Raw genomic sequence first — 12,640 nt, 5'->3', positions numbered from 1 at the left:
GGCCGACCTGGGACCCGCTGGCTGCGGGTCGACCGAGAGCCGTTGTCTACTGAGCGTCCGGGCCCCTCCCGGGTCGCACCTGCCGACCCGGCGACCCTCCCTCGCCCCCGTGCGCTGGACCTGGCTCCCAGTGGTGACGGCCTGGGCGGCGCGTCTCCCTCTGGCCCAGCGGCGTTCGACGACTGCGTGAAGATTCCCCGGTCGGGTGTCCAGTGGTGGACGGGGCCGAACCTACCGGCCACCGACCGGACCCTGTCAACAGTCGCATGACCTGCGCCGTTTCCTCAAATGACCAGGTCAGTACGGACAATGTTCAGCTGTCGCGACAGGCCGGTGGCACATCGTTCGGCGGTACGCGGCGCGCTCGCGTCACTCGTCCGGACGGCTGTGCACGGTGCGTCCGCCCACCACCGTGCGCACGCACAGGGGCAGTTGGCGGCCGGGCGTGAGGTCGGGCAGCCCGGGCGTGCCGGAGCGCGGATCGGTCGACCAGCCGGCCACCCGCGTGTCGGGGACCTGGACGACGAGTTCCCCGGTCCGCCACACCGCGTAGTCGGCGGGCGCGCCGGGCACCAGGACGCCCGCGTCGTCCCGTCCGACGGCCCGCCAGCCGCCGCGGGTGTGGGCGGTGAAGGCGGCGCGGGCGGAGACCCGGTGCCCGGGGGTGCGGTGGAAGGCGGCGGCGCGCACGGTGGCCCACGGGTCCAGCGGGGTGACGGGGCTGTCGGAGCCGAGCGCCAGGGGCACCCCGGCCCGCAGCAGCGCCGCGTACGGGTTGAGGGTGCGGGCCCGCTCGGGGCCGAGCCGCTGGGCGTACATGCCCTCATCGCCGCCCCAGGCGGCGTCGAAGGCGGGCTGGACGGAGGCGGTGAGGCCGAGGTCGGCGAAGGCGGCGATGGTCTCGTCGGTGAGCATCTCGGCGTGTTCGACGCGGTGCCGGGCGGCCCGGACCCGGGCCAGGCCGACCTTGTCGGCGGCGGCCCGTACGCCCTCGACGACGGCGGAGACGGCGGCGTCGCCGATGGCGTGGAACCCGGCCTGGACGCCGCCCTCGGTGCAGACGGCGACATGGGCGGCGACGGCGGTCGCGTCCAGGTAGGCGGTGCCGGTGTGCGGCGCGTCGGCGTAGGGCTGGTGGAGGCAGGCGGTGTGGGAGCCGAGGGCGCCGTCCACGAAGAGGTCTCCGGCGGCTCCGGCGGCGCCCAGCGCCCGTACCTTCGCCAGGCCGGCGGGGCCGGTCACGGCCTCGGCCCAGTAGCCGTGGACCCGGGGGCCGGGTTCCTCGGCGGCGAGCCGCAGCAGCCCGGTGAGGTCGTCCTCGCCCGAGATGCCGGGGCCCGCGCATTCGTGGATCGAGCCGATGCCCACCGAGGCGGCGTGGGCGAGGGCGGCGCGCTGGGCGTCCTCGCGCTGGCGCGCCGTCACGCTCGCGTACGCGGCGGCGCGCACGGCGTGGTGGGCGTCGGCGGTCAGCGGCGCGTCGGGGTGGTAGCCGGTGCGGCCGGTGATGTCCGGGACGCGGTCGAGCAGCGCGGTGGTGACCACGGCGGAGTGCACATCGGCCCGGCTGAGGTAGAGGGGCCGGCCGCCGGTGGCCTCGTCCAGTTCGGCGCGGGAGGGCGGGCGGCCGCCGGGCCAGCCGCTGGCGTCCCAGCCGTGGCCGAGAAGCATCTGGTCGGTGGGGTGGGCGGCGGCGTGCGCACGGACCCGCTCCAGGGCGTCGGCGAGGGTGAGGGTGCCCGTCAGGTCGAGGCCGGTGAGGGCGAGTCCGGTGGCGGTGGTGTGCACATGCGCATCGGTGAACGCGGGGGTGACCAGCGCCCCGTCCAGCCACATCACCTCGTCCACGCCGTCGGCGAAGCCGTCCGCGGCCCCCTCGGAGCCGACCCAGGCGATGGTGTCGCCCTCGACGACCATCGCGGTCGCGAACGGATCGGCGGGGCTGTGCACCTCGCCCCCGCGCAGCAGGACGGTACGGCCTTCGTCGGCCTGGACGGGGGTGGGGTCGTTCACGGCGGGCTGCCTCGCGGGGTCGGTTTTCGGACGATCCGGGCACCGGGGATCACACGTCCGGCCGGGCCCGTACGGGGGTGGTCAGACGCGCGGCGGGCGCGCCTCGTACGGAGTGGACAGGACGACGGTGGTGCGGGTGGAGACACCGGCCAGCGAGCGGATCCGGCTGAGCAGGTGCTCCAGCTCCAGCGGGGTGGCGACCCGCACCTTGAGGATGTAGTTCTCGTCGCCCGCGACGCTGTGGCACGCCTCGATCTCGGGCACCTCGGCGAGCCGGTCGGCGATGTCGTCCGGCGCGCTCGGGTCGAAGGGTTTGACCGAGATGAAGGCGGTCAGGGGCAGCCCCACGGCCTCCGGGTCCACGACGGCCGCGTAGCCGCGGATCACGCCCCGCTGCTCCAGGCGGCGGACCCGCTGATGCACGGCCGATGTGGACAGGCCGGTGGCCTTGCCCAGGTCCGTGTAGCTCATCCGCCCGTCCTTGACGAGCAGCTCCACGATTTGTCTGTCCAACTCCTCCACAGCCGATCACCTTATGTGGTCGGAGGCGTCCGGGCACAGCGGGCACACCCCGTGGATCGGCCCGGAACGCGAAGCATCTGCACGGGGCATGTGACGAACACCACATCTCCTGGTGGGTGTCCTATGAGATGCGGCGATTACCTATGCGACCGCGAGGGAAATGCTTGCTGTGGTCGAGGCCGACGCGCCTGGCCAGCCCACCCGAGGGGGAAATCTCATGCCCTACGTCGAGCGCCTCGATGAAGGCGACATCGAATCGTACGAAACATACGAAATGTTCCGGGTCATCTGCCCGGACTGCGCGCAGCCCATCGCGCTGCTCGCGGACGAGGACGTTCTCCCGGAGCACGCGCTGTGCCCGTCTCCGTGGAACCCGTTCGGACTGACGGTGTGCGCCGGCACCGGGCGCGGGGTGGCGGACGCCGCCGCCGCTGACGCCTCGCTCGACGCGCACGAGCGGGACGCGGCGCTGCTGCTGACGCTGCCGGAGGGGCTGGACTGGCGGAAGCAGCCCTTCTCGCACATCGGCGGGCCGGGCTCGCGCCCGATCAGGACGCCGATGACGGTGCGCCACGCCGCGTCCCGCCCGTAAGGCCCTGTAAGCCCGTAAGACCCGTAGCGAACGCGAATACGGCGGGGGCCCGGCACGGCCGCGCCCCCTACCGCTCACCTACCGGCTCTCGGGCCCCGCGACGCTGCGCGCGATGACCACACGCTGGATCTGGTTGGTGCCCTCCACGATCTGCAGGACCTTGGCCTCGCGCATGTAGCGCTCGACCGGGAAGTCCGCCGTGTAGCCGTAGCCGCCGAACAGCTGGACCGCGTCGGTGGTGACGCGCATCGCGGTGTCGGTGCAGAACAGCTTGGCCATGGCCGCCTGCTTGGAGAACGGCCGCCCCGCGTCCCGCAGCCGGGCGGCGGCCAGGTAGAGGGCGCGCCCGGCCTCGATCTGGGTGGCCATGTCGGCCAGCATGAAGCGCAGCCCCTGGAAGTCGGCTATCGGACGGCCGAACTGCTTGCGCTGCGCGGTATACGCCAGCGCCTCGTCCAGCGCGGCCTGCGCGAGGCCGATCGCACAGGCCGCGATGCCCAGGCGGCCCGCCTCGAGGGCGGACAGGGCGATGGCGAAGCCCTGGCCCTCGTCGCCGATCCGGCGGGTGTCGGGGACCCGGACCCGGTCGAGGTGGATCTGCGCGGTGGGTGACCCGTTCATGCCCATCTTGCGCTCGGGGGCGGCCGCGGAGAGCCCGGGGGCGTCGCCGGGCACCAGGAACGCGCTGATGCCACGGGTGCGCTCGGGGCCGGTGCGGGCGAGGACGGTGTAGAAGTCGGCGATGCCGCCGTGGGTGATCCACGCCTTGCCGCCCTCCAGCGTCCAGGTGTCGCCCTCCCGGGTGGCGCGGGTGGTGAGGGCGGCGGCGTCGGACCCGGAGGCGGGCTCGGAGAGGCAGTACGCGCCGAGCAGCCCGCCGCCGAGCATCGCCGGAAGGTGCTCGGCCAGCTGCTCCTTGGTGCCGTACCGGGCGAGGCCGTGGCAGGCCAGGGTGTGGACGCTGACGCCGAGGCCGACGGTGAGGCGGGCCGCGGCCAGCTCCTCCAGGACCTGGAGGTAGACCTCGTACGGCTGGTCGCCGCCGCCGAACTCCTCGGGGTACACCAGCCCCAGCAGCCCCGACTCGGACAGCAGGGTGAACAGTTCGCGGGGGAAGTGCCCCGCGGCCTCCTCCTCGGCGGCACGGGGGCGGATCTCCCGTTCGACCAGCTCGCGGACGAGCGAGATCAGGTCGCGGGCTTCCTCAGTGGGCAGTTCGCGTTCCACCGGCTGCGGGCCGTGGTCGGTCATGGCGGCGCTCTCCTCTCCCTGTAGGGCGCGGCGGCGGCGTACGCGCCCGGTGGGGCGGCGCCGCCGGTGTCCTGCCTCGCCGCCGGTCGTCCCGCCGGATCGCGAACGGGTGATGACCTGCACCGTGGCGGTTGGAGTATGCCCGATCGAGGGGCCCGCGTCACCGATGTATCGATCTTCAACCACATTCCTCCGTCCGGGTGTTGCCCGGACCGGATTGGCCCAGACCATTGACCCCACTGGTCTAGTCCTTCTACCGTTCTCCCACCCTGCCCTGCGCGTGCATGTCAATATCGGGACAGGTCGTCGGGCACTTCATCTCCCCTCACCCCCCACCGAGGAGAACCCATGCTCAGACCACGCGGAATACGGGCCGCCCTCGCGGCCCTCTCGACGGCGGTGCTGACCGCGACCCTGCTGGCGGGCGCGGCGACGGCCAGCCCGAGTGCCACCCCGGCGGCACCCCCCACCGCGGCCAAGACCGCCCAGGCGGCCGGCAACAAGGTCGTCGGCTACTTCACCGAATGGGGCATCTACCAGCGGAACTACCACGTGAAGAACGTGGAGACCTCCGGGTCCGCCGCCAAGCTCACCCACATCAACTATGCCTTCGGCAATGTCACCGGCGGCAAATGCGCGATAGGTGACGCCTACGCCGACTACGACAAGGCGTACGACGCGGCGGGCAGCGTCGACGGCAAGGCCGACACCTGGGACGCCGGGGCGCTGCGCGGCAACTTCAACCAGCTGCGCAAGCTCAAGAAGCTGCACCCCAACCTCAAGGTCCTGTGGTCCTTCGGCGGCTGGACCTGGTCGTCCGGGTTCGGCGAGGCGGCCAGGAACCCCGCGGCGTTCGCCGAGTCCTGCTACAACCTGGTCGAGGACCCGCGCTGGGCGGACGTCTTCGACGGCATCGACATCGACTGGGAGTACCCCAACGCCTGCGGCAACACCTGCGACACCAGCGGCCGGGCCGCCTTCAAGAACGTGATGGCCGCGCTGCGCGCCAAGTTCGGCCAGAACAACCTGGTCACCGCCGCCATCACGGCCGACGCCTCGTCCGGCGGCAAGATCGACGCCGCCGACTACGCGGGCGCCGCGCAATACGTGGACTGGTACAACCCGATGACGTACGACTTCTTCGGCGCCTGGGCCGCGCAGGGCCCGACCGCCCCGCACTCGCCCCTCACCTCCTACAGCGGCCTGCCCCAGCAGGGCTTCTACACCGACGCAGCGATCCAGAAGCTCAAGGGGCTCGGCGTCCCGGCCTCGAAGCTGCTGCTGGGCATCGGCTTCTACGGACGCGGCTGGACCGGCGTCAGCCAGGCGGCCCCCGGCGGTACCGCGACCGGCGCCGCCCCGGGTACGTACGAGGCGGGCATCGAGGACTACAAGGTGCTCAAGAGCAAGTGCCCGGCCACCGGCACGGTCGCCGGGACGGCCTACGCGCACTGCGGCAACGAGTGGTGGAGCTACGACACCCCCGCCACCATCGCCGGGAAGATGACCTACAAGCAGCAGCAGGGTCTCGGCGGCACCTTCTTCTGGGAGCTGAGCGGCGACACCGGCAACGGAGAGCTGATCAAGTCCATCAGCTGAACCGGGCAAGAGACCGAAGGAGCCGGGAGCGCATGCGCTCCCGGCTCCTTCGTACCCGCCGGTAACGCGGCGCGCAAGCGCCTCGCGCGTATGCCGCACGCATGTGCCGAAAACCCGTGTTCCGGTGAACCGATCCGGCACCGGAGCCGTATCGCAACGCGGCTTGTTCTGACTATTGCGGGGCATCCGCCTCACAAGGAAATCTGAGCGCCGGGGTGGCCCTGACCGGCCCGTTGCGCATGAACCAAAGGATCGATCATGAGTTCCGAGCAGTGCCCGAGCTGTGGCGGCCAACTCGCCGTCAACCAGGACGGGTGGAAGATCTGCCACTCCTGCGGCTACGCCTCACCGCCCGGCTTCGCGCCCGCTCCCGCGCCCGGCGACTGCGTCGCCCCCGCCACCCCCACCTGACCCTCCGTCCCACCCGCCCCTTCGTACCGTTGAGCGAGGCCCCGTGGTCAATCCCTGGCTGGCGATGGCATCCGGCACCGATCCGGCGGAGCGCACCCGGGTGGTGCGCCGTGCGCACGAGGTGTTCCTGACGGAGGGGGCCATGGGCCCGGCCGTCCGCCCGGTGGTGGCGGACTCCTGGCGGCGCTCGGCCGACGCCCGGGTGGCGCAGGAGTGCGCGGCACCGATCGATCTGGTGGACGACGCGCTGGAGGCGTACCGGGCGGACCATCCGCTGGCCGGGGTGATGCCGCTCTTCCGCGAGCTGCTGGGGAGCATCGCGCACGACGGCGCCCATCTCCTCGCGGTCTGCGACGACCTCGGCCGCATGCTGTGGGTGGAGGGGCACGCGGGGATACGCCACCGGGCCGAGCGGATGAACTTCGTCGCCGGGGCCCGCTGGGACGAGCGCCACGCCGGCACCAACGCGCCCGGCACCGCGCTCACCCTCGACCACGCGGTGCAGATTTTCGCCACGGAGCACTTCAACCGCAGCGTGCAGCCCTGGACCTGCGCCGCGGCCCCCATCCACGACCCGCACTCCGGGCGGCTGCTGGGCGCGGTGGACCTCACCGGCGGCGACCATCTGGCCGCCCCGCACAGCCTCGCCCTGGTCCAGGCGACCGCCCGCGCCGCCGAGGCGCAGCTGGCCGCCCTGGCGCCCCCGGCGCGCGGGCCGCGCGTGGCGCTGACGGCGCTGGGCCGCGACGAGGCGCTGCTGGTCACCGAGGGGCGGCGGCTGCGGCTGGGGCGGCGGCACAGCGAGATCATGGTGCTGCTCGCGGGCCATCCGGAGGGCCTGAGCGGCGCCCGGCTGGCGCTGGAGCTGTACGGGCAGCGGGCCGACCACCGGTCGCCGGTGACGCTGCGCGCCGAGATGTCCCGGCTGCGCAGGCTGGTGGGCCCGCTCCTGGGCTCGCGCCCCTACCGGCTGTGCGCGCCGCTGCGGACCGATGTGAGCGTGGCGGCCGAGGAGTTGGCGGCCGGTGAGGTGGCCACGGCGCTGCGGGCGTACCCGGGGCCGCTGCTGCCGATGTCGGAGGCGCCGGGGGTGTGCCGGATGCGGCGTGCGCTGGAGGACGGGCTGCGGCGGGCGGTGCTCTCGCGCGGTGACCCGGAGCTGCTGCGGCGCTGGGCACAGACGTCGTGGGGCGAGGACGACCTGGAGGTGGCGGAGGCACTGCTGGCGGCCCATCCGCCGCACTCCCCCGGCCGGGCGGCCCCGGCGGCGCGGGTGCGGCGGCTGCGCGAGGTGTACGGAGTGCCGGGCGGCGGCCCGGAGGACACCTACCGGGAGCACGGGGACGCAACGTTGCCGCAACGTTGCCGCGCCTAGCCTCCTCACATCTCCGTCCGCCCCGTGGCGGGCGGAGCCCGCAGGCACGACAGGGAGGGCCGCCCCCATGACGCGTTACGCAAACCCCGGCTCCGAGGGATCGGTTGTCAGCTACCAGCCGCGCTACGACCACTGGATCGGCGGGGAGTACGTACCCCCCGCCAAGGGCCGCTACTTCGAGAACCCGACGCCGGTGAACGGGCAGCCGTTCACCGAGATCGCCCGGGGCACCGCCGAGGACGTCGAGCGGGCCCTGGACGCCGCGCACGCGGCCGCGCCCGCCTGGGGCCGTACCGCGCCCGCCGAGCGCGCCGCGGTGCTGCTGAGGATCGCCGACCGCATGGAGCAGCATCTGGAGGAGCTGGCGGTCGCGGAGAGCTGGGAGAACGGCAAGCCGGTGCGGGAGACCCTCGCCGCCGACATCCCGCTGGCCATCGACCACTTCCGCTACTTCGCGGGGGCGATCCGGGCCCAGGAGGGCAGCCTCTCCGAGATCGACGAGGACACGGTCGCCTACCACTTCCACGAGCCGCTGGGGGTGGTGGCCCAGATCATCCCGTGGAACTTCCCGATCCTGATGGCCACCTGGAAGCTCGCCCCGGCGCTGGCCGCGGGCAACGCGGTGGTCCTCAAGCCCGCCGAGCAGACGCCCGCCTCGATCCACGTCTGGCTGAACCGGGTGGCCGACCTGCTGCCGCCGGGCGTCGTCAACATCGTCAACGGCTTCGGGGTGGAGGCCGGGAAGCCGCTGGCCTCCAACGCGCGCGTCGCCAAGGTCGCCTTCACCGGCGAGACCACGACCGGCCGGCTGATCATGCAGTACGCGAGCGAGAACCTGATCCCGGTCACGCTGGAACTCGGCGGCAAGAGCCCGAACATCTTCTTCGACGACGTCTCCGCCGCCGACGACGACTTCCTCGACAAGGCCCTCGAGGGCTTCACGATGTTCGCCCTCAACCAGGGCGAGGTGTGCACGTGTCCGTCGCGTGCGCTGATCCAGGACGGCCACTACCAGGACTTCATGGACGCGGCCGTGGCCCGTACGGAGAAGATCACGCAGGGGCATCCGCTGGACACCGGCACCATGATGGGCGCCCAGGCGTCCAACGACCAGCTGGAGAAGATCCTCTCCTACCTGGACATCGGCAAGCAGGAGGGCGCCCGCGTCCTCACCGGCGGCACCCGCGCCGAGCTGGGCGGCGAGCTGGAGGGCGGCTACTACGTGCGGCCCACCATCTTCGAGGGCGGCAACCACATGCGCGTCTTCCAGGAGGAGATCTTCGGGCCGGTGGTGGCCGTGGCCCGGTTCGCGGAGTTCTCGGACGCGATCGAGATCGCCAACGACACGCTGTACGGGCTGGGTGCGGGCGTCTGGACCCGGAACGGCACCGCCGCGTACCGGGCCGGGCGGGCGATCCAGGCGGGCCGGGTGTGGACGAACTGCTACCACGCCTACCCGGCGCACGCCGCCTTCGGCGGCTACAAGCAGTCGGGCATCGGGCGCGAGAACCACAAGATGATGCTGGACCACTACCAGCAGACGAAGAACATTCTTTGTTCTTACAGCCCTCGGAAACTCGGCTTCTTCTAGAGCCCGAAGCCGGTTGCCAGGAGGCACGGCGGAGTGGAGCCAGCGTCATCCTGGCTCCACTCCACCGACGTCCCATCAGGTGCGGGTCCAGCGTTGGTTGCTGTCGTTCGAGCAGGTGTAGAGCTGGATCAGGGTGCCGTTGGCGGTGCCTCCTGCGACGGCGTCGAGGCAGAGGCCGGACTGGACACCGACGATGGATCCGTCGGAGTTGAGGCGCCATTTCTGGTTGTCACCGCCCCAGCAGCTGTAGATCTGGACTTTGGAGCCGTTGCCGGTACCAGCGGCGTCCAGGCACTTGTTGCCGTAGACCCTGAGCTCGCCGGCGTCGGTGTACGTCCACTGCTGGTTGGTGCCGTTGTGGCAGTCCCACAGGTTGAGCTGGGTGCCGTCGGCGGTGCTGGTACCGGGCACGTCCAGGCAGCGGCCCGAACCGACGCCCTTGATCTGTCCGGAATCCGCAGGGGGCGTGGTGGAGCCGCCGTTGAGTGCGTTGAGGACGGCGGTGTAGGCGGGCTTCTTGCTGCCGTTACCGTTGAACAGCAGCGGCGTCTGCTCCGATCGCCAGGAATCGGTGTCGCGCACACCCCAGACGGTGATGCCGAGGCAGCGCGGGACTGCCAGGCAGTCGTTGGTCACGTTGGCGTAAGTCGCGGCCGGGGCGCCCTGGATGTCGAGTTCGGTGATGGCCACATCGACGCCGAGGGCAGCGAAGTTCTGCAGGGTGGTGCGGAAGTTGCTGTTGTACGGGCTGTCGTTGTTGAAGTGCGACTGGAAGCCGACGCAGTCGATCGGCACACCGCGCTGCTTGAAGTCCCGGACCATTGCGTACACGCCCTGGGTCTTGGCCCAGGTCCAGTTCTCGATGTTGTAGTCGTTGTAGCAGAGCTTGGCGGCCGGGTCGGCGGCGCGCGCGGTGCGGAAGGCGACCTCGATCCAGTCGTTGCCGGTGCGCTGCAGGTTGGAGTCGCGCCGGCCCCCCGAGTTGCCGTCGGCAAAGGCCTCGTTCACGACGTCCCACTGGGCGATCTTGCCCTTGTAGTGGGCCATCACGCCGTTGATGTGATTGATCATCGCCTGGCGCAGCGTGCTGCCACTGAGGCTCTGCATCCAGCCGGGCTGCTGGGAGTGCCAGGCCAGGGTGTGGCCGCGCACCTGCTTGCCGTTCTGCACCGCCCAGTTGTAGACGCGGTCACCGGCGGTGAAGTTGAACTGGCCCCGCTGCGGTTCGGTGGCGTCGATCTTCATCTCGTTCTCGGGCGTCACCATGTTGAACTCACGGCCCGCGATCGTCGTGTACGCCGAGTCGCCCAGCCTGCCCGAGGCGATGGCGGTGCCGAAGTAGCGGCCGCTCTGCGCCGCCGCGGCGCCGAGCGTGTTCTCGGCGGCGTGTGCGGTCGGCGGCGCGACCAGTGCGGCGACGACGCCGACGACCAGCGCCAACAGCAGGCCGCGGATCTTCCGGCGGATATCGGGTCTGGGAAGGGCATAGGAGCCCATGACTGTGCCTCCAAGGTAGGAATCACGGAAGGACTGAAGGCGCAGGGGATGCGTCGTCCGCTCCCCCTCGGCAGACGGACGGGGGACCGGAACACGGGCAGCACGGAATCACCGGACACCGCGGTCATGGGGTACCTCTCCAACTGCGCGAAGAGCCTGGATGCGCTGGTACGAACCTCACCGGAACGTGACGGGGTGGCGCAGGTTTTGGTGCGCGGGTCTGTGGTGCAGCCATGCGGGGATCTGCCGTGCAGCATCGACGCGGTTCGATATATCGAACTATGGCCGGTCCCTCAGGCAGGGATGATTGAGGCACTGACGATGGATCGTCAGTGCTCCCCGCAGGAAAAGTTTCCGTTCCTCGCCCGAAAATTTCCGGAATCCCGGCGAGCCGGACGGCGAACCCCGGCTGCCGCCGTCGACGGGTGACGTAGGGCCGGGGCCGGGACGAGTGCGTGTGTGCGGACACCGCTTGCCAAGCCCAAAGGGGAGGCGCTGTTTGTGGACAGATCGGCGACAGGCCTTGACCAGGGAACCCCACATTCCTAGCTTGTGGCGTCAGAGCATCCGGAATTTCTTCGAAATGTTTCGAGATTGCCCCTGCCCCAGGCACGTCCGCTCCGCGGTTCATCGGGGACACCCATCCCGCCCCCCAAGGAGGCCCGCTGATGTGGTTTCGCCACCCGCCCCCAGGCCGTCCAAGACGCTTACTCGCCGCCCTTGCGCCCTTGCTGCTCGTGGCCACCGCCACTCGGGCAAGGTGCTGGACATCTACAACCGGTCCACCACGAACGGGGACTCGATCGTCCAGTGGGCCGACCTGAACAGCACCAACCAGCAGTGGCAGCTCGTCAAGGTCGGCGGCGACAACACCGGCCCGTGCGATCTTCCGTCGACATACCGCTGGACATCAACGGGCGCGCTGGCGCAGCCCAAGCCGGGGTGGGTCTCGCTCAAGGACTTCACTGTCGTCCCCTGCAACGGCAGGCAACTCGTCTACGCGACGACGCACGACACGGGGACGAAATGGGGTTCGATGAACTTCGGCCTGTTCACCAACTGGCCGGAGATGGCCTCGGCCGGCCAGAACACGATGTCAGCTTCCACCGTCGCGCCCACGCTCTTCTACTTCGCACCGAAGAACATCTGGGTGCTCGCCTGCCAATGGGGTGGGACCGCCTTCTCCTACCGGACGTCGAGCGACCCCACCAACCCGAATGGCTGGTCATCCCAGCAGGTGCTCTTCTCCGGAAGCATCCCCGGCCCCGGAACCGGACCCATCGACCAGACGGCTCCCAGGGCCGCTACTTCCGCTCGTTCACAGCCACCAGTCTGAACGGCTCATGGACACCCCAGGCCGCGACCGAGAGCAATCCCTTCGCCGGCAAGGCCAACAGTGGCGCCACCTGGACCAACGACATCAGCCATGGCGAACTGATCCGCACCAGCCCCGATCAGACCATGACCGTCGATCCCTGCCATCTGCAGTTGCTCTACCAGGGGCGCAGCCCCAACTCCGGCGGCGACTACGGCCTCCTGCCCTACCGTCCGGGTCTGCTGACTCTGCAGCGCTGACGGCGTGACACGAGTCCGGCTCCGGTATGGAGCCGGCCGGTGCGGGCTCGGCGGAAGGCCGAGCCCGCCCGGGTCACGCGACAACGTCAGCGCTCACGGGGCCGGGCTGCAACGCTCACCAGCCCGAGGGCCATCCCGTAACGCGGTGCCGCCGCCGGCGGCGCTTGCCAATAGTGGGGGTGAGCAGGGTCGGGGACCGGCGCGGTGGCTGATG

The 12,640-nt window shown here is 71.0% G+C and carries 9 protein-coding genes and 1 pseudogene; 6 read left to right on the top strand and 4 right to left on the bottom strand.

Annotated elements, in window-relative coordinates; translation table 11 throughout:
* Positions 1 to 369: 369 nt before the first annotated feature.
* Both ACFZCY_RS33575 and ACFZCY_RS33570 read right to left on the bottom strand, forming a co-directional pair.
* Positions 370 to 2,013: an amidohydrolase family protein gene (locus ACFZCY_RS33575; protein ID WP_391181850.1), complete on the bottom strand. Its 1,644-nt coding sequence runs from the start codon at positions 2,011 to 2,013 to the stop codon at positions 370 to 372.
* A gap of 81 nt (positions 2,014 to 2,094) precedes the next feature.
* Positions 2,095 to 2,535 carry an Lrp/AsnC family transcriptional regulator gene (locus ACFZCY_RS33570; RefSeq protein ID WP_361475499.1) on the bottom strand — a complete coding sequence of 147 codons (441 nt, stop codon included), beginning with the start codon at positions 2,533 to 2,535 and terminating at the stop codon, positions 2,095 to 2,097.
* 217 nt (positions 2,536 to 2,752) lie between these two features.
* Here ACFZCY_RS33570 and ACFZCY_RS33565 point away from each other — a divergent pair, with 217 nt between their 5' ends.
* Positions 2,753 to 3,127, top strand: a complete 375-nt coding sequence (locus ACFZCY_RS33565; RefSeq protein WP_361475497.1) for a hypothetical protein — start codon at positions 2,753 to 2,755, stop codon at positions 3,125 to 3,127.
* A gap of 78 nt (positions 3,128 to 3,205) precedes the next feature.
* On the opposite strand, the gene ACFZCY_RS33560 is transcribed toward ACFZCY_RS33565, so the two are convergent.
* On the bottom strand, positions 3,206 to 4,378 hold the full coding sequence (locus ACFZCY_RS33560) for an acyl-CoA dehydrogenase family protein (protein WP_391181846.1): 1,173 nt from the start codon (positions 4,376 to 4,378) through the stop codon (positions 3,206 to 3,208).
* A 348-nt stretch (positions 4,379 to 4,726) separates the two neighbouring features.
* Here ACFZCY_RS33560 and ACFZCY_RS33555 point away from each other — a divergent pair, with 348 nt between their 5' ends.
* The 4 genes from ACFZCY_RS33555 to ACFZCY_RS33540 all read left to right on the top strand — a co-directional run bounded on the left by ACFZCY_RS33555 (position 4,727) and on the right by ACFZCY_RS33540 (position 9,354).
* Entirely contained in the window at positions 4,727 to 5,977 is a 1,251-nt protein-coding gene (locus tag ACFZCY_RS33555; protein WP_391181844.1) for a glycosyl hydrolase family 18 protein, read from the top strand.
* 258 nt (positions 5,978 to 6,235) lie between these two features.
* Positions 6,236 to 6,388 carry a hypothetical protein gene (locus ACFZCY_RS33550; protein WP_361475491.1) on the top strand — a complete coding sequence of 51 codons (153 nt, stop codon included), beginning with the start codon at positions 6,236 to 6,238 and terminating at the stop codon, positions 6,386 to 6,388.
* Positions 6,389 to 6,431: 43 nt separating this feature from the next.
* Positions 6,432 to 7,763: a GAF domain-containing protein gene (locus ACFZCY_RS33545; RefSeq protein ID WP_391181840.1), complete on the top strand. Its 1,332-nt coding sequence runs from the start codon at positions 6,432 to 6,434 to the stop codon at positions 7,761 to 7,763.
* Between the two features lie 67 nt (positions 7,764 to 7,830).
* Positions 7,831 to 9,354 carry an aldehyde dehydrogenase family protein gene (locus ACFZCY_RS33540; protein WP_391181837.1) on the top strand — a complete coding sequence of 508 codons (1,524 nt, stop codon included), beginning with the start codon at positions 7,831 to 7,833 and terminating at the stop codon, positions 9,352 to 9,354.
* A gap of 75 nt (positions 9,355 to 9,429) precedes the next feature.
* Here the strand turns inward: ACFZCY_RS33540 and ACFZCY_RS33535 are convergent, their stop codons facing one another.
* Complete coding sequence (locus tag ACFZCY_RS33535) at positions 9,430 to 10,851, bottom strand: endo-1,4-beta-xylanase (RefSeq protein WP_391181834.1); 1,422 nt, start codon at positions 10,849 to 10,851, stop codon at positions 9,430 to 9,432.
* A gap of 751 nt (positions 10,852 to 11,602) precedes the next feature.
* Here ACFZCY_RS33535 and ACFZCY_RS33530 point away from each other — a divergent pair.
* Positions 11,603 to 12,426: pseudogene (locus tag ACFZCY_RS33530) on the top strand (non-reducing end alpha-L-arabinofuranosidase family hydrolase); the annotation flags it as partial.
* Positions 12,427 to 12,640 lie beyond the last annotated feature (214 nt).

The sequence above is a fragment of the Streptomyces sp. NPDC007983 genome (genome assembly GCF_042958345.1).
Lineage (GTDB): Bacteria > Actinomycetota > Actinomycetes > Streptomycetales > Streptomycetaceae > Streptomyces.
This window is presented reverse-complemented; position numbering and strand designations above follow the sequence as displayed.